General features: G+C 70.9%; 17 protein-coding genes. 4 read left to right on the forward strand and 13 right to left on the reverse strand.

What is annotated here, in order from left to right:
- Positions 1 to 37: 37 nt before the first annotated feature.
- The 8 genes from ACFTQE_RS13925 to ACFTQE_RS13960 all read right to left on the reverse strand — a co-directional run bounded on the left by ACFTQE_RS13925 (position 38) and on the right by ACFTQE_RS13960 (position 8,574).
- Positions 38 to 1,447 (reverse strand): NAD(P)/FAD-dependent oxidoreductase, encoded by a 1,410-nt coding sequence (locus tag ACFTQE_RS13925; RefSeq protein WP_375837506.1) that lies wholly within the window; start codon positions 1,445 to 1,447, stop codon positions 38 to 40.
- A gap of 49 nt (positions 1,448 to 1,496) precedes the next feature.
- Positions 1,497 to 2,756 (reverse strand): S8 family serine peptidase, encoded by a 1,260-nt coding sequence (locus ACFTQE_RS13930; RefSeq protein ID WP_376925636.1) that lies wholly within the window; start codon positions 2,754 to 2,756, stop codon positions 1,497 to 1,499.
- A gap of 71 nt (positions 2,757 to 2,827) precedes the next feature.
- Positions 2,828 to 3,403, reverse strand: coding sequence for a DUF501 domain-containing protein (locus ACFTQE_RS13935; RefSeq protein ID WP_376925637.1), 576 nt, complete (start codon positions 3,401 to 3,403; stop codon positions 2,828 to 2,830).
- Positions 3,400 to 4,065, reverse strand: a complete 666-nt coding sequence (locus tag ACFTQE_RS13940; RefSeq protein WP_376925638.1) for a septum formation initiator family protein — start codon at positions 4,063 to 4,065, stop codon at positions 3,400 to 3,402. The genes ACFTQE_RS13935 and ACFTQE_RS13940 overlap by 4 nt, the downstream gene beginning before the upstream one ends.
- A 78-nt stretch (positions 4,066 to 4,143) precedes the next feature.
- Complete coding sequence (eno, locus tag ACFTQE_RS13945) at positions 4,144 to 5,424, reverse strand: phosphopyruvate hydratase (protein WP_375837511.1); 1,281 nt, start codon at positions 5,422 to 5,424, stop codon at positions 4,144 to 4,146.
- Between the two features lie 201 nt (positions 5,425 to 5,625).
- Positions 5,626 to 6,492: a hypothetical protein gene (locus ACFTQE_RS13950; protein WP_376925639.1), complete on the reverse strand. Its 867-nt coding sequence runs from the start codon at positions 6,490 to 6,492 to the stop codon at positions 5,626 to 5,628.
- A 266-nt stretch (positions 6,493 to 6,758) separates the two neighbouring features.
- Positions 6,759 to 8,027, reverse strand: a complete 1,269-nt coding sequence (hisS, locus tag ACFTQE_RS13955) for a histidine--tRNA ligase (RefSeq protein ID WP_376925640.1) — start codon at positions 8,025 to 8,027, stop codon at positions 6,759 to 6,761.
- 106 nt (positions 8,028 to 8,133) lie between these two features.
- Positions 8,134 to 8,574, reverse strand: coding sequence for a hypothetical protein (locus ACFTQE_RS13960; protein ID WP_376925641.1), 441 nt, complete (start codon positions 8,572 to 8,574; stop codon positions 8,134 to 8,136).
- Positions 8,575 to 8,769: 195 nt separating this feature from the next.
- Here ACFTQE_RS13960 and ACFTQE_RS13965 point away from each other — a divergent pair, with 195 nt between their 5' ends.
- Positions 8,770 to 9,543 (forward strand): NAD-dependent epimerase/dehydratase family protein, encoded by a 774-nt coding sequence (locus ACFTQE_RS13965; protein WP_376925642.1) that lies wholly within the window; start codon positions 8,770 to 8,772, stop codon positions 9,541 to 9,543.
- A gap of 19 nt (positions 9,544 to 9,562) precedes the next feature.
- Here the strand turns inward: ACFTQE_RS13965 and ACFTQE_RS13970 are convergent, their stop codons facing one another.
- Both ACFTQE_RS13970 and ACFTQE_RS13975 read right to left on the reverse strand, forming a co-directional pair.
- Positions 9,563 to 10,273: a MazG family protein gene (locus ACFTQE_RS13970; RefSeq protein ID WP_376925643.1), complete on the reverse strand. Its 711-nt coding sequence runs from the start codon at positions 10,271 to 10,273 to the stop codon at positions 9,563 to 9,565.
- 47 nt (positions 10,274 to 10,320) lie between these two features.
- A complete protein-coding gene (locus ACFTQE_RS13975; protein ID WP_376925644.1) occupies positions 10,321 to 10,983 on the reverse strand; it encodes a LysE family transporter in 663 nt (220 codons plus the stop codon).
- A gap of 166 nt (positions 10,984 to 11,149) precedes the next feature.
- Between ACFTQE_RS13975 and ACFTQE_RS13980 the strand changes: the two genes are divergently transcribed.
- Both ACFTQE_RS13980 and ACFTQE_RS13985 read left to right on the forward strand, forming a co-directional pair.
- Positions 11,150 to 12,349, forward strand: a complete 1,200-nt coding sequence (locus ACFTQE_RS13980; protein WP_376925645.1) for a Na+/H+ antiporter NhaA — start codon at positions 11,150 to 11,152, stop codon at positions 12,347 to 12,349.
- Positions 12,350 to 12,369: 20 nt separating this feature from the next.
- Entirely contained in the window at positions 12,370 to 12,666 is a 297-nt protein-coding gene (locus ACFTQE_RS13985; RefSeq protein ID WP_375837523.1) for a hypothetical protein, read from the forward strand.
- On the opposite strand, the gene mfd is transcribed toward ACFTQE_RS13985, so the two are convergent.
- Positions 12,663 to 16,379 (reverse strand): transcription-repair coupling factor, encoded by a 3,717-nt coding sequence (gene mfd, locus ACFTQE_RS13990; protein WP_376925646.1) that lies wholly within the window; start codon positions 16,377 to 16,379, stop codon positions 12,663 to 12,665. The two genes, ACFTQE_RS13985 and mfd, sit on opposite strands and share 4 nt — an antisense overlap.
- Positions 16,380 to 16,531: 152 nt before the next feature.
- Between mfd and ACFTQE_RS13995 the strand changes: the two genes are divergently transcribed.
- Entirely contained in the window at positions 16,532 to 17,263 is a 732-nt protein-coding gene (locus ACFTQE_RS13995; protein ID WP_376925647.1) for an RNase H family protein, read from the forward strand.
- A gap of 45 nt (positions 17,264 to 17,308) precedes the next feature.
- Here ACFTQE_RS13995 and pth read toward each other — a convergent pair whose 3' ends face one another.
- Together pth and ACFTQE_RS14005 are read right to left on the reverse strand one after the other, a co-directional pair.
- Complete coding sequence (gene pth / locus ACFTQE_RS14000; RefSeq protein WP_376925658.1) at positions 17,309 to 17,893, reverse strand: aminoacyl-tRNA hydrolase; 585 nt, start codon at positions 17,891 to 17,893, stop codon at positions 17,309 to 17,311.
- Positions 17,894 to 18,037: 144 nt separating this feature from the next.
- Positions 18,038 to 18,670 carry a 50S ribosomal protein L25/general stress protein Ctc gene (locus ACFTQE_RS14005; protein ID WP_376925648.1) on the reverse strand — a complete coding sequence of 211 codons (633 nt, stop codon included), beginning with the start codon at positions 18,668 to 18,670 and terminating at the stop codon, positions 18,038 to 18,040.
- Positions 18,671 to 18,702: the final 32 nt, after the last annotated feature.

Consider the following 18,702-nt stretch of genomic DNA (forward strand, 5'->3'; position numbering starts at 1 on the left):
GGGCGGCGCCGCGTCACAGCATAGTCAGGGCTCGTCGCTACTTCGCGGCGACGGCCTCTTTCTTGGTCGACGTGCTCGCCTTCGCGGCCGCGGCGTCTGCGGCCGGGGCCGGGGCCTCGACGGCCGGCGGCTTCGGACGGGCTGCGAAGAGCTCGAACTGGGCACGCGGCTGCTGCAGGGCGCTCAGCGAGACGATGTCGCGACCGAGCCAGAAGTTGTTCCACCAGCCCCAGAAGACGCGGAACTTGCGCTCCCAGCTCGGCATGGCCAGGCCGTGGTACCCACGGTGGGCGAACCAGGCGATGAGGCCCTTGATCGCGATCTTGCCCGACTGGAAGACGCCCGAGCCGACGCCGAGACCGGCGACCGCACCGAGGTTCTTGTGGAAGTACTGCTTCGGCTCCTCGCCGCGGAGCACCGCGACGACGTTCTTCGCGAGCAACTTGCCCTGACGCACGGCGTGCTGTGCGTTCGGCACGCAGTAGCCGCCGACACCGCCGCCCGTGAGGTCGGGGACCGCGGCGATGTCGCCGGCGGCCCAGGCATCGGCCACGAACTCGTCGTCGTCGCCGACACGCAGGTCTGCACGGGTCTTGATGCGGCCGCGCTCCTCGACGGGCAGGTCGCTCGACCGCACGATCGCGGGGTTCGCCATGACACCGGCGGTCCAGACGATGAGATCGGTCTCGAAGCTCTCACCGGTCGACAGCTCGATGACGCCGTCGACCGCACTCGTGAGCTGCGTGTCGAGGTGGATCTCGGCACCGCGCTGGGCGAGGTGCTTGATGACCCAGTGGCTGGTCTCGAGGGAGACCTCGGGCATGATGCGCCCCATGGCCTCGATGAGGTGGAAGTGCGTCTCATCGAAGGTCAGCTGCGGGTAGTACTCGAGCAGCGAGCTCGCGAAGGAGCGGAGCTCTGCGAACACCTCGATGCCCGCGAACCCGCCACCAACGACGACGAACGTGAGCAGGCGCTCGCGCTCGGGGCCGGGGGGAAGGTTCGAGGCCTTGTCGAAGTTCGTCAGCACGCGGTCGCGGATCGCGACGGCCTCCTCGATCGACTTGAGGCCGATCGCGTTGTCGGCGATGCCCGGGATCGGGAAGGTGCGCGAGACCGCGCCACCCGTGACGATGACGATGTCGTAGTCGAACTGCCACGGCTCACCGAGCTCGGGCGTGATCGTCGCGGTCTTGGCCGCGTGATCGATGCGCGTGACCTTGGCGGTCACCACGTTGGTCTTCTTCAGGTGGCGACGCTGCGCGACCACGGAGTGGCGCGGCTCGATCGACCCTGCAGCCACCTCGGGGAGGAACGGCTGGTACGTCATGTACGGCAGCGGGTCGACGATCGTCACCTCGGCCTCGCCGGCGCGCAGCCACTTCTCGAGCTTCCACGCCGTGTAGAACCCCGCATAGCCACCGCCGACGATGAGAATCTTGGGCACGGTGAATGGACTCCTCAGTTTTGGAACGTGCGGGCTGATTTGCGTGCGATCACTGCTCGCGAATGCGGACAGTCCGCTTGGTATGCCGAGTGGCGCCGATGCCCAACAGCGCTGCTAGCGTACCAAATCCTGCGACCAGTGAGAGCGGCACCGTGATGTAGGCGAGCGTCCACTGCGTCGGAAGCAACGTCTGGGCGCCGTCCGATCGCGGCAACGGCGGGTCGGCGATGGGCACGATGGGCTGATCGACACTGCTGGCGTCGTCTGGAGTCTCGACCTCAGCACGGCGGTGCAGCGTGATCCACTCGGCGAGACTGCCGAGCGGATTCTCGTCGACCTTCGGCACGTCCGCCTTGAGGGCGGCGACCGGATCGATCAGGCCGTAGCCGTACAGGGCGCTCGGAACCGCCTGCCCGTTGGGGTCGGCCGTCGAGATGAGCCGATTGATGACGTTCGCCGCGTCGAGCTCGGGGTACTCGGCACGCACCAGCGCAACGAGGCCGGTCACGATGGGCGCGGCACCGCTCGTGCCGTCCCACTGCACGTGGCTGCCGTCGGGGAGGACGCCGACGAGGTCCTCGCTCGGCGCGGCGACGGCGATCGTGATGCCCTGCGAGCTCGCGTCGAGGCTCGCGTTCTTCGCCTTGTCGACGCCGGCGACGGTGAGCACGCCCGGAATGGTCGCCGGCGCACCGACCTGGCTCGTGCCGCTGCCGCGGTTGCCGGCGGCCGCGACGATGACGACGTCGTGCTCGAACGCGTACATGAACGCGTCGTCCCAGCTCTCGGGCCAGTCGGGGGTGTTGCGCGTCAGCGACATGTTGATCACATCGGCGCCGTTGTCGACGGCCCAGCGCACGGCTTCGGCGATCTGGTCGTCGTTGGACTTCGCGGCACCGGTGTCCTGGCCGAATGCGACCGAGATCGTGAGCAGGTCGGCTTCGGGCGCGGTGCCGATGACTCCGGCGCCCTCACCCGTGCCCCGACCGGCGAGGAGGCCGGCCACCATCGTGCCGTGGGTGTCGTCGTCGCCGACGGGCGTCTGGCCGTCGGGCGTACCGAGGCCCGAGACATCCGTGCCGCCGACGACCGCACCGCGGAGTTCGGCGACGTTGCCGTTGACCCCGGTGTCGATGACCGCGACCTTCACGCCGTCGCCCTTGCTGGTGTTCCACGCCGTCGTGAAGCCGTAGTCGGCGAGCCAGTACTCGTAGTCGCGGACCAGGTCGGCGTGCGCCGCGCCGGCTCCGGTGAGTGCGAGCATCGTCGCGGCGGCGAGGGTCGCGGTGGCGCGCGCGACGAGCGCCATCGGTCGAAGGGCGCGCCGGGAACGCCCGGAGCGCGCTGGGCGCTCGGAGCGGTTCAGGCGCGTCGGCGGCTTCACCCGATCGGTCCTTCGGAGGGGTCGGCCGCAGCCGCCTCAGCCGCTGACCCTGCGACGTCATCGACGCCGTAGTCGGGGCAGCGGCAGACCTCGGGCGACCAGGTCGAGCGCTCGAGCGCGATGTCGCCCATGGGGTTCACCCCGGGGCCCGCGGCGAGCGAGTGCGCGACGAGTGCGTGCAGGCACTTCACGCGCGTGGGCATGCCGCCCGCTGAGATGCCCGCGAGCTCGGGCACGACGGCGATCGACTCGCGATCGGCGAGGTAGTCGGCGTGGGCGCGGCCGTAGGCCTCGGCGACCCCGGCGTCGGAAGCCAGGAGCTCGGTGCACTCCACCATGAGCTGCGCGGCCTCGAGGAACGACATCGCAGCGGTGGCGGTCGGGTGCGAGAGGTAGTAGAACGTCGGGAACGGCGTGCCGTCGGAGAGCCGCGGCGCCGTGGCGACGACCGTCGGGGCGCCGCACACGCAGCGCGCCGCGATGCCCACGACGTCGCGGGCCGGGCGGCCGAGCTGCGCCGAGACGATGCGCACGTCGCGCTCGCTCACCGGTTCGAAGGGCGGGCGGGTCATCGGGTCTCCTCGGCTGCTGGATCTGCGGGCGGCGGGGTCGTGGGGTCGGTGGCCGGGTCCGCCGGCGGCGCCGCATCGGGCGCGAGGCCCGCCGTCAGCACCGAGTCGAGCAGGGTGGTCATCCAGTCGCCCTTCGATTCGGTCACTTCGGCGGAGACCTCGGTCGTGGCATCCGCCTTCGCCGCTGCCGTTCGGTCGTCGATCACGAGATAGCTCACCTCGCCCGGCATCACGTAGTAGAGGCGCTCGCGCGCCTGGGTCACGATGAACGTGTCGTCGTTCCAGCGCTCGCGTTCATCGCGCAGGCGCTGCACCTCCCCCTCCTGTGCTGAGACGGCGGCGCGGAGCTCGGCGATCTGCTGCCGCTGCTGTGCGAACGCCGCGATCGTCGGCGCGAGCACCACGACGGCGAGCACGAGCACTCCCATCATGATGAGGGAGAAACCTGAGAATCGGATGCCGCTGAGCCAACCCGATCGGGCGGAGGCGGCCTGCTGGGACGAGGGCCGCGATGCGGCGGACTTCTTCGCCGCCGTCGACTTCGCGGGCGAGGCCTTCGCGCCCGCACTCGACGCGGCGGCGCCGCGCTTGGCGGCGGGCTTCGAGGTCGGCACGGTCGGGCGCCTGGGGGTGCGGCCGGAACGACCGGTGTCGTCGCGCATCGCCCCTCCTCGTCATCGCACCCGGAAACGCGACGACGGGGGCGGCCACTCGGCCGCCCCCGTCACGCGTGATGCTTTCTAGGCCGTGTAGCGGGGGAACGCCGTGCGGCCGGCGTACACCGCGGCCTCACCGAGTTCCTCTTCGATCCTCAGAAGCTGATTGTACTTGGCGACTCGCTCGCTGCGGGCGGGCGCGCCCGTCTTGATCTGACCGCAATCGGTCGCGACCGCGAGGTCGGCGATCGTCGTGTCCTCGGTCTCACCCGAACGGTGCGACATGACGGCGGTGTAGCCCGAGCGCTGCGCGAGCTTCACGGCGTCGAGCGTCTCGGTCAGGGTGCCGATCTGGTTCACCTTGACGAGGATCGAGTTGCCGGTGTGCTTCGCGATGCCCTCGGCGAGACGCTTCGGGTTGGTGACGAACAGGTCGTCGCCGACGAGTTGGAGCTTCGTGCCGAGCTCGGCGGTGAGCTGCGCCCAGCCGTCCCAGTCGGACTCGTCGAGCGGGTCCTCGATCGACACGAGCGGGTACGCGGCGGCGAGCTCGGCGTAGTACGCGCTCATCTCGGCCGACGTGCGGTCCTTGCCCTCGAACTTGTAGACGCCGTTCTCGTAGAACTCGCTCGCCGCGACGTCCAGGCCGAGCGCGAGGTCGGTGCCGAGCTTGAAGCCCGCCTTCTCGATCGCCTCGGAGATGAAGTCGAGTGCCGCACGGTTGTGCGCGAAGTCGGGCGCGAAGCCGCCCTCGTCGCCGAGGCCCGTCGAGAGGCCCTTCGCCTTCAGCAGGCTCTTGAGGGCGTGGTAGGTCTCGACGCCCCAGCGGAGGCCCTCGGAGTAGCTCGGCGCGCCGATCGGCAGCACCATGAACTCCTGGATGTCGACACCGGTGTCGGCGTGCGCGCCGCCGTTGATGATGTTCATCATCGGCACGGGAAGCACGTGGGCGTTCGGGCCGCCGAGGTAGCGGAAGAGCGGCAGGTCGGCCGAGTCGGCGGCGGCCTTCGCGACGGCGAGGCTCACGCCGAGGATGGCGTTGGCGCCGAGGCGGCTCTTGTTCTCGGTGCCGTCGGCCTCGATGAGTGCGGCGTCGACGAGGCGCTGGTCGGCGGCGTCGAGGTCTTCGATGGCGGGGCCGAGGTCGTCGAGCACGGCGTCGACGGCCTTCTGCACGCCCTTGCCGAGGTAGCGGTCGTTGTCGCCGTCGCGCAGCTCGTACGCCTCGAAGGCGCCGGTCGATGCGCCCGAGGGCACTGCGGCGCGGGCCAGCGAGCCGTCGTCGAGCAGCACCTCGACCTCGACGGTCGGGTTGCCGCGCGAGTCGAGAATCTCGCGTGCGCCTACAGCTTCGATGATTGCCACAGTGAACTCCTCTGTGATGGGTGGGTATGCAGCGGACGACTCCGTCGTGATCCGCCTGTCAGTCTAGTAATGCTCACGACTGGCGTTCATCCCACCGGGACGCCTCGCTCGCCCCAGCCCACGGTGCGCGAGAAGTCGCGCTTGGCGACTTCGCTCGGCGGGTGGTCGCCATCCCCGACGTTTCGGCGTGATCTCGCCGGATCAGCGGGGCCGTCGAGCTTCGGCGAGCGCGATCTGCGCACGAACTCGTCGGATGAAGGCCGCCTGATCGACGAAGAGGTCGTCCGACGTCACTCGGATCACGGTCCAACCGGCGGCCTCGAAGTCGCGCTTCCGGCGGATGTCCCGCTGCCACGTTGTACGGCTCGTGCGGTGACCGTCGCCCTCGTACTCGAGCACGATCCGCCAATGCTCCCACTTCAGATCCGGATGCAGTACGGAACCGTCGACCATCGGCGTCGGGTCGTTCAGCGCCGGCTCGGGCAGGCCATGCTCGACGAGCACGAGGCGTGTGAGCGACTCGGGTCGCGACTCCGCACCGGCTCTCACCCGAGGCAGCGCCCACGCGAGATGGCGCGCTCCGCGACGCGAAGCCCAGCGTGCGACCGCTCCGGCGAGCGCGACCTGATCCGTGAGCGCCGCGCCCCGGATCCCCCTCGTGCGGGCACCGGTCACGAATGCATCACCGACCGCGACGAGATCCGCGCGGTCGAGCGTGGCAGCGAGTTGACACCACACGAGCGCGGGTTCGACCACCGGAAGTCCGAGCCGCAGCACCACCGGCACCGCTTCTCGACTCGTGTGACCGATGACGCCGCGACCACGGGGGCGAACGAAGCCCGGTGGCGCGATCATATGGAGCACCGGCGACGTCGTCGGCAGCGGAGCTCCCAGGAGCATCGCGGCGGTCTGATGGCTGAACGCGTCCCCTCCGCGCAGCAGGGGTTCGTAGGCTCGGCAGCGGTCGAGCACCGAGCCGAGATCGAGGCCGATGGAGCGCACGGCCGTGAACGGGCGCTGCACATCGCTCGCCCGAAGCCTGCTGCGCGTCGATTCGTGCAATTCCACGTCGCGAACGTGGAAGGCGAGTCCGGTCAGGTAGCCCGGCAGAGGTGATCGATTCCGCACCCCTCGACTCTGGCCTCGCAGCCGGCATCGAGCCGCGATCTCTCCACAGAGCCGTGCCCGCGCGCGCCGAAACGTCGCAGATGGCGACGTCCCGGTGCGCGAGGTCGCCATCCGCGACTTCTCGGTGAAGTCGTGAAGTCGTGAAGTCGTTCGGGGAGGGGCGGGAGGGATCGGGTGAGAGCGGGCCGCGCGGGTGGGCGCGAGTACTACGCGCCGAGTTCGCGGAACGCGAGCGACGCGGCATCCGTCGTCTCGGAACCGACCGGCGCGAACGCGTCGAAGCCGTCGGCGGTGACGCGGTCGAGCAGGGCGCGCAGGTTCTTGACCCGGCGCTCGAGGCGAACCCGCGAACCGGATGCCACGAGCTCCTGCTTCAGCGCGAGCAGGCGTCCCGAGGGCACCTCCGCGTCGTAGACGAGCACGACGGCGCGCGGGCGCTCCTCGTCGCGCACGGCGAGCAGGTCGACGATGCGCTCGAAGCCGATCGAGAAGCCGCAGGCCGGCACCTCCTGGCCGAGGAAGCGGCCGATCATGCCGTCGTAGCGACCGCCGCCGCCGAGCGAGTAGCCGTAGTCGGGGTGGGCGATCTCGAAGATCGTACCCGTGTAGTACCCCATGCCGCGAACGAGGGTCGGGTCGAACTCGATGGCGGCGTCGGGCAGCGCCGCGCGCAGCGCGAGCAGCTCGGCGTAGGCGTCGCCGTCGAGCCACGAGGGCGGCGGCACGACCCCATCGGCGAGGTGCCAGTCGGCGGTGGTGAGCGCCTCGAGCTCGCCTGCGACATCGGCATCGCCGGTGACGATGCCGAGTTCGGCGAGCTCGGCCGCCACTCCCCCGGTGCCGATCTTGTCGAGCTTGTCGATCGTGATGAGCGCGCGTTCGCGATGCTCGTCGGGCACGCCCCACGAGCCGAGGATGCCGGCCAGGATGCGCCGGTCGTTCAGGCGGATCGTGCAGCCCGACAGGCCGAGCGCGTCGAGCGCGGCGACCGTCGCGGTGAGCAGTTCGAGTTCGGCGAGCGCCCCCTCCTCGCCGATGATGTCGATGTCGCACTGCACGAACTGGCGGTAACGCCCCTTCTGCGGGCGCTCGGCGCGCCACACGGGCGCGATCTGGATCGAACGGAACACGGGAGGCAGCGCGGCCCGGTGCGTCGCGTAGAACCGGGCGAGCGGCACCGTGAGGTCGTAGCGCAGCCCGAGGTCCGCGAGCGAGAGGGCGTCGCCGGATGCCGCGGCGCGCGCGAGGTCGTCGGCGCCGAGTCCGCGCTTCATGACGGCGAACGCGAGCTTCTCGTTGTCGCCGCCGAGTCCGGCGTGCAGCCGCGAGGAGTCCTCCATGACGGGCGTCTCGATCTCGTCGAAGCCGTGCGCCGCGTACACCCCGCGGATCACGCCGAGGGCGTGCTCGCGCCGGGCCTTCTCGGCCGGGAGGAAGTCGCGCATGCCGCGCGGTGGGGTGACGGAGGCAGCCATGCCGACCATTCTTCCAGCACGCAGGCGTCGGGAGTTGCGCGAACCGGATGCCGCGGCCTGCGCGCGACCCGGTCGCTCGTGTCGCCGTCGGGCGCCGCGGATCACGTCAGACGGCGTCGAGCTCGATCCCCTTGGCGTCCGCGGCCCGCCGCAGCGCGTCGGCCTCGTCGATGCCGACGGCGACGTAGATGCGCAGTCCGTCGGCGTCGTCGCGCACGAGGTACTCGACGTCGCTCGTGACGATGAGCTCGTCGGCGGCGTCGAGGTGGCTCCAGCGCACCCGCACCAGCGAGAGCACGTCGGTGAGCGAGCTCACCGCTCGCAGCTCGGGCACGATCCCGGCGAACCCGAGCCGGCGGTGCAGCGGGTACGACGCCGAGAGCCCCCTCGCCATGTCGGCCCGGCTCTCGAGCGCACCGGCGAACTCGTCCGTGATCACCATGCCCGGCAGCCCCCAGAACCGGGCGGTGGCGTCGGCGTCGAAGTCGCGCTGCGCCTCGGCGTACCGGTCGAAGAACTCCTCGAGCCGCCAGTCCTCGATGCCCATGCGTCCCCCTCGGGAGTGAGTCTCATCCGACGCTACGCCCGCGCCGAGGCATCCGCGAGCCATGCACCGGCGCGTCTGCCGGCGCGTGATCTCCCGAGATTCCGCGCGATCGAACGCGCGGCGGCGACCCGTCTCGACTACCGTCGGTCTTCTCCGCCGCCGACGGCGGCAACGCGATACGAACGGAGCCGGCACATGAGGATCCTGGTGATCGGGGCGACCGGCGTGCTCGGCGCTCCCGCGGCACGCACGCTCGCGGCAGCGGGCCACGAGGTCATCGGCACGAGCCGCGGCCCGGCGAAGCTCGCGGCGCTCGAGGCCGCGGGCATCGGGGGCGTCGCGGTGAACCTGCTCGAGCGGGCCACGGTCGACGCGGCGCTCGACGCGACCCGGCCCGACGCGGTCGTGCACCTCGCGACCGACCTCGGCGATCTCGACTACGCCGGCAACGCGAAGCTGCGGAGCGTCGGAACCTCGAACCTCGTCGACGCGGCGCTGTCCGCGGGCATCGGGCGGGTGCTGGCCGAGAGCGTCTCGTGGACGGACGGCGACCCGGCCGTCGACTCGCTCGAGCGCGACCTCGCGCGACTCCCGCACGGCGTCGTCCTGAGATTCGGGCTGCTCTACGGCGCCCGCACCTGGTACGCGCCCGACGGCGCGTTCACCGCGAAGGCCGCGACCGGCGTCGTGGAGGCCATCACCCCCATCACGAACTGGGTGCACGTCGACGACGCCGTCGCGGCGGTGCTGCCCGCCCTCGACTGGCCCGCCGGCCCGGTCGACCTCGTCGACGATGAACCCGCCGAGCTGGTCGAGTGGGCGACGGTGCTCGCCCGTCGCGCCGGATACGACGGCGCCGTTCGGGCGACCAGCCGCGGCCCCGGCCGCCTCGCCGACAACAGCCTGGCGCGCTCGCGGGGCTGGGCGCCGACGCGGCCGAGCTGGCGCGACGGGCTCGGGCTGGCCTAGCGCGCGGCGGAGCGACGCGTCAGACGCCCCCGGCCGCGGCCGTCGGGCCCTCGGCTGCGGCAGCCGCGCCCTCGGCGCGCTCCACGGCACGCACCTCGGCTTCGAGGCCGCGAACGGCGGCGCGCAGCGCCCGCTCGGCGTCGAGCCCGTGGGCGCGAGCGGAGGCCACGAGCCCGAGCAGCACCCGGCCGAGCTCGTCCTCGTCCGTGGGCGCCGGCGGTGCGGGCGGGGCCGCCGCCGAGGCATCCGTCACTCCCACCTTCTCGGCCTTGCCGAGCACCTTCTGCGCGAGCGCGAGCGCGGGCATGCCGCGCGGGATGCCGTCGAGCACGCTCGTGCGATGCGGCTTCTCGTCGGCCTTCAGGTCGTCCCAGAAGGCGACGACGTCGGCGGCCGTCTCCGCCTCGCGATCGCCGAAGACATGCGGATGCCGCGACACCATCTTGGCCGTCATATGACGGGCCACATCGTCGATGTCGAAGCGCTCGCCGTCGGTGTGGGCGGCGAGGTCGGCGTGGAAGAGCACCTGGTAGAGCACGTCGCCGAGCTCCTCGATCATCTCCTCGCGACTGCCCGACTCGATCGCGTCGATGAGCTCCCAGCTCTCCTCGACGAGGTACTGCACGAGGCTCTCATGGGTCTGATCCGCGTCCCACGGGCAGCCGCCCGGAGCCCGGAGCAGGGCCACGGTGTCGATGAGTTCGTCGAGTCCGGGGTGCGCTGCGCTCATACCGGCAGCCTAGGTGCCCCGTGCGCCACTCGGCCCAGGATTCGTGCTCAGTGCACGACGGCGAGCAGCACGCCGACCGCGATGAACAGCGAACCGAAGACGCTGTTCAGGGTGCGCTGGCCGCGCACCGAGCGGGTGAACCGTCGCAGGCTGTGCGCGGCGACCGCGAAGAAGCCCCACATCACGATCACGTCGACGACCACGACGGTCAGGCCGACGATCAGGTACTGCGGCAGCAGCGGCAGCTCGGGGCGGATGAACTGCGGCAGGAAGGCGAGGAAGAACACGATCGCCTTGGGGTTCAGGAGGTTCACCCAGAGACCCCGGCGGAACATCGACCAGCGCGACTCGGCACGCGCGTTCGGCGCCTGCAGCGCGGCATCCGCTTCGCCCTCGTCCTCCTCGTCGGCGACCGTCGGCGGCTGCGGTGTCGCGAGCAGCTGCCGGATGCCGAGGTAGACGAGGTAGGCGGCGCCCGCGTAGCGGATGACCTCGAACGCGACCGGCGACCCGGCGACGAGGACGCCGAGGCCGGCGGCGACGATCAGGATGTGCACGACGAGGGCGGCCTGTTGGCCGATGATGCCCCAGATCGAGCGCCGGAAGCCCACGTTCAGGGAGTTGCCCATCGTGTTGATCGCACCCGCGCCCGGGGTGAAGCTGATGACGAAACAGGCGGCGAGGAGCGTCGCCCAGAGCGAGAGGGTCACTGCACCAGCGTAGGCGCGGCGATCGGCCCCGAATGTCCGTCGCCCGTAGACTGTCCTGAGGAGTGCCGGGAAGTCTGGTCGGCCGACGGGAGACCGTCGTCACCGTCCCGCCGACGCCGTGCGCGCTCCTCATGCAGCTCGTGCACGCGACTTCCAGGAGTCCAACATGAACTTCCTCCGCTCCGAGCGCTGGGCCGCCGCTCTCCTCCTCATCGCCGCCGCGCTCGGCCTCCTGGTCGCGAACCTCTCGTTCGGGCCGGCGCTCATCGAGCTGAAGAACGCCCACCTCGACCTGCCATGGCTCGGCCTCGACCTGTCGGCGGGCCACTGGATCAGCGACGGCCTGCTCGCGATCTTCTTCTTCATCGTCGCGGTCGAGCTGAAGCGCGAGCTCGTCATCGGCGAGCTCAACAGCCTGTCGAAGGCGCTGCTGCCGGCGATCGCCGCGGTCGGCGGTGTCGTCGTGCCCGCGCTCATCTTCTTCGCGTTCACGTCAGGGACCGAGACGGTGAACGGATGGCCCATCCCCACCGCGACCGACATCGCCTTCGCCCTCGGGGTGCTGGCCATGTTCGGCACGTGGATCCCCACCCGCGTGCGGGTGTTCCTGCTCGCCCTGGCGGTGCTCGACGACCTCATCGCGATCCTCATCATCGCGTTCTTCTTCACCGCCGACGCGAACCTCGCGTCGATCGGGTTCGCGGGCATCGCGATCGCACTGTTCGGCGCGGTGAGCCGCATGATGAAGCCGCGTTCGGCGTGGATCCTCTCGCGGAAGCCGCAGTGGCCGATCGTGCTCGTGCTGATCGTGCTCGGCGCGCTCGCCTGGTACTTCGTCTACCAGTCGGGCGTGCACGCGACGATCGCGGGCGTCGCGCTCGGCCTCGTGATGGCCCGCCGCCCCGGCGGCCGTGCCGTGCACGCCCTCGAGCCCTGGTCGAACGGCGTGATCCTGCCGCTGTTCGCGTTCTCGGCGGCGATGGTCGCCGTGCCGCAGGTGCAGCCGAGCGAGCTCGATCCGGCGTTCTGGGGCATCCTCATCGGGCTGCCGGTCGGCAAGATCATCGGCATCATGGTGGCGGGCGGCCTCGGCGCGCTCGTCGTGCGACGCCGTGCCGGGATCCCGCTCACCCTCGGCGACCTGTTCGTCGTCGGCGCGCTCGGCGGCATCGGCTTCACGGTGTCGCTGCTCATGAACGAGCTCGCATTCATCGGGCTCCCCGAGGTCGCCGACGAGGGCACCCTCGCGGTGCTGCTCGGCTCGGGCGTCGCGATCGTCGTCTCGGCGATCGTCGTGAGCCTGCGCTCGCGCCACTACAAGCGCCACGGCGGTCATGCCGGCGTCGGCGGCGCGTTCTCGCGCTGACCGCGTGCGACACTCGAACGATGAGCGACAGCACACCGGCCGCCCGGTTCCTCCGAGCCGAACTCCAGGAGACCCGCCGCCGCGGTCTCGGCAAGGCCTGGCACACCGCGCTGCTCATCGCCGGTGAGGCGACCGGCCTGGGCGGCCCGTCGATCGCCGACCTCGTGGTCGTGCGCACGGGCACCGACGCCCCGGTGATCCGCACGCGAGCCGGCTCGCTCGACGAGGCCGACGCGCTGCTCCGCGCGATCAACGCCGATCTCGAGCGGATGTCGGTCGAGGAGTTCCTCGCCGAGTGGGGTCACCTGAAGGTCTAGCCGGCAGTCCCGTCGACGATCGCGGCACTGCCCGAGCCCGCGGCATCCGGAGCCTGCGCCTCGGGAACCGGGAAGATCGCGACGATGAGCCGCGACACCCAATCGATGAGGTCGGCGTCGCCCGGCAGCTCGCCGTTCGTGACGGGGAACGGCACGAGGATCACGTCGTTCTGCGCGAAGTGCTTGGCGCCCGGGTACATGCGCTCGAGGCGAACGCGGCGCGAGTCGGGGATGTTCGCGGGCGCGATGCGCAGCTTCGAACCGGTCGCGATGACGTCGGAGAGCCCGGCCCGCTGCGCCTCGCGGCGAAGCCTCGAGATCGCGACGAGGTGCTTGACCTGCTCGGGCGGCTCGCCGTAGCGGTCGACGAGTTCGTCGACGACCTGGTCGATCTGGCCGTCCTTCGCGGCCGGCCCACTCGCGGCGGAGAGCTTCTGGTACGCCTCGAGGCGCAGCCGCTCGGAGTCCACGTAGTCTTCGGGGATGTGCGCGTCGACCGGCAGCTCGAGGCGCAGCTCGGTCTGGCCCGTGGCGACGTCGCCGCGGAACGCCGAGACCGCCTCGCCGATCATGCGCAGGTACAGGTCGAAGCCGACGCCCGCGATGTGACCGGCCTGCTCGGCGCCGAGCAGGTTGCCGGCGCCGCGGATCTCGAGGTCTTTCAGGGCGACCTGCATGCCGCTGCCGAGCTCGTTGTTCGCGGCGATCGTCGACAGCCGGTCGTGCGCGGTCTCGGAGAGCGGCTTCGCCGGGTCGTAGAGGAAGTAGCCGTAGGCGCGCTCGCGACCTCGCCCCACCCGGCCGCGCAGCTGGTGCAGCTGGCTGAGCCCGTACTTGTCGGCCCGGTCGATGATGATGGTGTTCGCGTTGGTGATGTCGAGGCCGGTCTCGATGATGGTCGTCGAGACCAGCACGTCGAACTTGCGCTCCCAGAAGTCGTTCACGATCTGCTCGAGCACGTGCTCGTTCAGCTGGCCGTGGGCGACGGCGATGCGCGCCTCGGGCACGAGCTCGGCGAGCTGGGCCGCGACCCGGTTGATCGAGGAGACCCGGTTGTGCACGAAGAAGACCTGGCCCTCGCGGAGCATCTCGCGTCGGATGGCGGCCGCCACCTGCTGGTCGGAGTAGGGCCCCACGAAGGTGAGGATCGGGTGGCGGTCTTCTGGCGGCGTCGCGAGCGTCGACATCTCGCGGATGCCGGTGACCGCCATCTCGAGTGAACGCGGGATCGGCGTCGCGCTCATCGCGAGGATGTCGACGTTGGTCTTCAGCTTCTTCAGCGCGTCCTTGTGCTCGACGCCGAAACGCTGCTCCTCGTCGATGATGACGAGGCCGACGTCTTTGAACGTGACCTTCTCGGTGAGGATGCGGTGCGTGCCGATCACCATGTCGACGGTGCCGTCGGCGAGACCGGCGATCGTGTCGCGCGCCTCCTTGTCGGTCTGGAACCGGCTGAGTGCGCGCACATGCACCGGGAAGCCCGCGTAGCGCTCGGTGAATGTCTCGAGGTGCTGCTTGACGAGGAGCGTGGTCGGCACGAGCATCGCGACCTGCTTGCCCTCCTGGATCGCCTTGAACGCCGCGCGAACGGCGACCTCGGTCTTGCCGAAGCCGACGTCGCCCGCGAGCAGGCGGTCCATGGGGATCGACCGTTCCATGTCGGCCTTCACCTCGTCGATCGTCTGCAGCTGGTCGGGCGTCTCGGTGAACGGGAACGCCTCTTCGAGCTCGTGCTGCCACGGAGTGTCAGGGCCGAACGCGTGCCCCTTCGAGGCCATGCGCGCCGAGTAGAGCTTCACGAGCGAGACGGCGATGTCGCGCACGGCCTTACGGGCCTTGCCCTTGGCCTGCGCCCAGTCGCTGCCGCCCATCTTCGAGAGCGACGGCGCCTCGCCGCCGACGTAGCGCGAGAGCAGGTCGAGCTGATCGGTCGGCACGAAGAGCCGGTCGCCGGCGTGCCCGCGCTTCGAGGGCGCGTACTCGATGACGAGGTACTCGCGCACCGCGGTGGGCTGCTGCTGGATGCCGGCGGTCCGGCTCGGCCCGGTGGGCCGTGCCCCCGTGGCGACCTCGCGCTGCACCATCTCGATGAACTTGCCGATGCCGTGTGTCTGGTGCACGACGAAGTCGCCGGCCTTCAGCTGCAGCGGGTCGACGACGTTGCGACGGCGGCTCGCGAGCTTCTTGCCCTGACGGGCGTCGTAGCCCGCCGCGCGGCCGTAGAACTCGGACTCGGCGAGGAGCCCGAGCTTGACCTCGGGCACCTCGTAGCCGTGTGCGGCGTCGGCCTGCACGAGGTAGGCGACGCCGGCCTCGAGGTCGGCCGGCACCTCGTCGACGAGCCGGGCCGCGAGGCCGGCTTCGGAGAGCACGTCGCGTGCGCGCTCGACCAGACCGTGACCGGCGGATGCCACGACGAGCGACCACCCGTCGCGCAGGCGTTCGGCCGCATGGTCGACGGCACCGGCGACGTTGCCCTGGAAGCTCGGCATCGCGTTGGCCGCGACGCGCACCGTCGTGGAGGAACTCGTCAGGTGCGACTCGGCCTCGCCGCCGGCCGCTGCGACGACCTCGGCGGCGTCGCCCATGTCGAAGCCAGAGAAGTTCCACCACACGCGCTGCGGGTCGGGTTCGCCCGGAGCGCTGAACAGCACGGCGTCCCGAAGTTGGCGCACCGTCAGGAAGTCGCCGGCGGCGAGGTCGATCGGCGCGGCGGCGCCGACCGTCGCGGCGTTCCACGCGGCGGCGAGGAACTCGCGGTTCGTCTCGCCGAGGTTGACCGCGCGCCCGGCGACGCGCTCGGGCTCGAGCACCGCGACTGCGGCGCCCACCGGCAGGTAATGCGCGAGCGGCACGAGCCGTTCGAGCAGCGCCGGAGCGAGCGATTCCATGCCCTCGACGGGGATGCCCTCCGACACCTTCTCGAGGAGCCCGGCGAGGCTCGGGAACTCGTGCACCATCTCGCGGGCGCGCTGCCGCACCGGCTCGGTGAGCAGCAGCTCGCGACTCGGCGGCAGCGACACCCGCTCGATCACGTCGGGCAGCGAGCGCTGGTCGGCGACCGAGAACGCGCGAAGCTCCTCGACCTCGTCGCCGAAGAACTCGACGCGGACCGGGTGGTCGGCCGTGGGCGGGAAGACGTCGAGGATGCCGCCGCGAACGGCGAACTCGCCGCGCCTGGCGACCATGTCGACTCGTGCATACGCGAGGTCGACGAGCCGCACTGCGAGCTCGGCGAGGTTGTATCCGCGCCCGCCGGCGACGAGCTCGACGGGGTCGAGCGATGCCAGGTTGTCGGCCAGGGGCTGCAGGGCGGCCCGCACCGAGGCGACGACGACGAGCGGATGCCGCGAGCCGGCCTCGGCCCAGTCGTGCATGCGCCGCAGGGCATGGAGTCGACGGCCGACCGTCTCGGCCGAAGGGCTCAGCCGCTCGTGCGGCAGCGTCTCCCATGCCGGGAACTCGATGAGCTCGGCGTCGGGCAGGTAGGGAGCGAGCGAGGCGCGCAGCGACTCGCCCTCACGGCTCGTGGCGGTGATGACGAGCAGCGCGGGCGGCAGGCCGGCGTCGGCCCGGCGCTGCAGCAGGCCCGCGAGCAACGGGGCGTCGAGGCCTGCGGGCGCCGAGAAGTCTGCGTTCCGCTGGGCTTCGGCGAGTGCGGCGTCGACGGTTTCGGCACGCGAAAGCGCCGCGAGAAAGCCCTGGAGATTCACCCGTCGAGTCTACGCGGCGCATCCGACACCCCTCCCTCGGGTCGCCGACGAGGGCTGGTCGGTGCGGTCCGAGACGGCTTCGGTCGACACGGTGCGTCGGTGCCGACGGATACGATGGGCGCCGCAGACGAAACGCCAGGAGGCCCTCCGCAATGATCACCGCCGCCGCCGACGGATCGGCCCTCGGAAACCCCGGACCGGCCGGCTGGGCCTGGTACGTCGACGACTCGTGCTGGGCGGCCGGCGGCTGGAAGCACGCGACCAACAACCAGGGCGAACTGAAGGCCGTGCTCGAGCTGTTCCGCGCGACGGCGCACCTCGACGACGAGCTGCTCGTGCAGTGCGACAGCCAGTACGTGATCAACTCGGTGACGAAGTGGATGCCCGGCTGGAAGCGCAAGGGCTGGCGCAAGGCCGACGGCAAGGCCGTCATGAACGTCGAGCTGCTGCAGGAGATCGACGAGGCCATCGCCGGCCGTCGCTACCGCTTCGAGTGGGTCAAGGGCCACATCGGCCACCCGCTCAACGAGGCGGCCGACACCCGTGCTCGCGCCGTCGCCGAGGCGTACCAGCGCGGCCGCGAGATCCCGGCCGGGCCGGGGTGGAGCAGCGACTGCGAAGACGGCGCGGCCTCGACGGCCCCGATCACGCGCGTGGCGGAACCGGTCGCGGCCGAAGAACTGCCCGAACCGATCGACCTCGGAGCGCCCGAGCTCGCGCTCGCCGAGCCCGAGCTCGATGACGCCCTGTTCAGCCTCGACGACGAGCCCGAGGCCTGGCACAGCCTCACCCTCGAGCTGTCGACCGAGGAGATCGATCGGCTGCGCGTTCGCGCCCAGGCCGAGGGCCTCTCGCCCGAGGAGTTCCTCCGCCGGCTGATCTGATCGGCCGGCCGGAGGCGGCACGAGTACCTGCGACGCCGAGCAGGCTCAGCTCGGTGCGTGGAACTTCTGCTGCGCAGCCACGAGGCCCTCGCTCGCGACCGCCTCGACGGCGTCGGCGGCATCCGACAGCAGGTTCGGCAGGGTCTGGCGTTCGGCGCCCGAGAAGTCCTTGAGCACGAAGTCGGCCGGGTCCTGACGTCCGGGCGGGCGGCCGATGCCGACGCGCACCCGCAGGAACGGTGCGGCATCCGTCGCCTTCTGGATGTCGCGGAGGCCGTTGTGCCCGCCGTGTCCGCCGCCCTGCTTCAGTCGAACGGTGTCGAACGGCAGGTCGAGTTCGTCGTGCACGACGATGAGCTCCTCGGGGCTGAGCGAGTAGAACTTCAGGAGGGCCGAGACCGGTCCGCCCGAGGTGTTCATGTAGCTGTTGGGCTTCGCGATCACGAGCTTCGGGCCGCCGGGGCGGAGGAATCCCTCGGCAACGCGCGACGGCGTCTTGTGGCTCTTGAACGGCGCGCCGATGCGCTCGGCGAGCTCGTCGGCGACCATCTGGCCGACGTTGTGCCGATTCGCGGCGTACTGGGCGCCGGGGTTGCCGAGGCCGACCACGAGCCAGGTGTTCTGTGGCATGGCGTCGTCCTTCCGGCGCGTGCGCAGCAGGTCGAGGAATCCCATCGGACCTCCGTACGTGTGTGGAACGGGCGAGGCCCCGCGCCCCGCAGTCCGAGCGTACCCGGGTGCGGGAGGCGGGGCCTCGTCGCGGTGCTTCGAGTCCTACTCGGCGCCCTCTTCGGCAGCGGCTTCGGCCGCTTCCTCGGTGGCTTCGCCCTCGGCTGCGGCCTCAGCGGCCTCCTCGCCGAGGTCGACCTTCTGCGGGGTGTGCACGTTGATGACGAGCGACTCGGGGTCGGTCAGCAGCGTCGCGCCCTTGGGCAGGGTGACGGCGCCGGCGTGGATCTGGGTGCCCTCTTCGAGGCCCTCGACGTTCACGACGACGTTCTCGGGGATGTGCGTCGCCTCGACCTCGAGCGACAGCGTGTGCTGGTCGACGTCGGCGATCGTGCCGGGGGCGCTCTCACCCTCGACGTGCACGGGAACCTCGACCTGGACCTTCTCGCCCTTCTTGATGACGATGAGGTCGAGGTGCTCGATGACCTGGTGCACCGGGTCCTTCTGCACGTCCTTGACGAGCGCGAGCTGGCTCTTGCCCTCGATCTGCAGGTCGAGCACGGCGTTGGCCTTGCGCAGGATCAGGCCGATCTGGTGCGCGGGCAGCGCGATGTGACGCGGCTCGGTGCCGTGGCCGTACACGACGGCGGGGATCTTGCCGGTGGCGCGCAGCTTGCGGGCAGCGCCCTTGCCGAACGACTCGCGGGTGTCTGCGACGACCTTGTTGTCTTCGTCCATGATGTGTCTCCTTGCGGGCTCGCGGCCCAGAT

The sequence above is a fragment of the Agromyces sp. NPDC056965 genome (assembly GCF_042673425.1).
Classification (GTDB): Bacteria; Actinomycetota; Actinomycetes; order Actinomycetales; family Microbacteriaceae; genus Agromyces.

What these genes read in the sequence shown, in the direction of transcription:
- ACFTQE_RS13965 (WP_376925642.1), top strand. Translation starts at nt 8,770, where the DNA reads ATGAGGATCCTGGTGATCGGGGCGACCGGCGTGCTCGGCGCTCCCGCG.
- ACFTQE_RS13960 (WP_376925641.1), bottom strand. Translation starts at nt 8,574, where the DNA reads ATGGGCATCGAGGACTGGCGGCTCGAGGAGTTCTTCGACCGGTACGCC.
- ACFTQE_RS13930 (WP_376925636.1), bottom strand. Translation starts at nt 2,756, where the DNA reads ATGGCGCTCGTCGCGCGCGCCACCGCGACCCTCGCCGCCGCGACGATG.
- hisS (WP_376925640.1), bottom strand. Translation starts at nt 8,027, where the DNA reads ATGGCTGCCTCCGTCACCCCACCGCGCGGCATGCGCGACTTCCTCCCG.
- ACFTQE_RS13935 (WP_376925637.1), bottom strand. Translation starts at nt 3,403, where the DNA reads ATGACCCGCCCGCCCTTCGAACCGGTGAGCGAGCGCGACGTGCGCATC.
- ACFTQE_RS13940 (WP_376925638.1), bottom strand. Translation starts at nt 4,065, where the DNA reads ATGCGCGACGACACCGGTCGTTCCGGCCGCACCCCCAGGCGCCCGACC.
- pth (WP_376925658.1), bottom strand. Translation starts at nt 17,893, where the DNA reads ATGCCACAGAACACCTGGCTCGTGGTCGGCCTCGGCAACCCCGGCGCC.
- ACFTQE_RS13980 (WP_376925645.1), top strand. Translation starts at nt 11,150, where the DNA reads ATGAACTTCCTCCGCTCCGAGCGCTGGGCCGCCGCTCTCCTCCTCATC.
- ACFTQE_RS13995 (WP_376925647.1), top strand. Translation starts at nt 16,532, where the DNA reads ATGATCACCGCCGCCGCCGACGGATCGGCCCTCGGAAACCCCGGACCG.
- ACFTQE_RS14005 (WP_376925648.1), bottom strand. Translation starts at nt 18,670, where the DNA reads ATGGACGAAGACAACAAGGTCGTCGCAGACACCCGCGAGTCGTTCGGC.
- ACFTQE_RS13970 (WP_376925643.1), bottom strand. Translation starts at nt 10,273, where the DNA reads ATGAGCGCAGCGCACCCCGGACTCGACGAACTCATCGACACCGTGGCC.
- ACFTQE_RS13985 (WP_375837523.1), top strand. Translation starts at nt 12,370, where the DNA reads ATGAGCGACAGCACACCGGCCGCCCGGTTCCTCCGAGCCGAACTCCAG.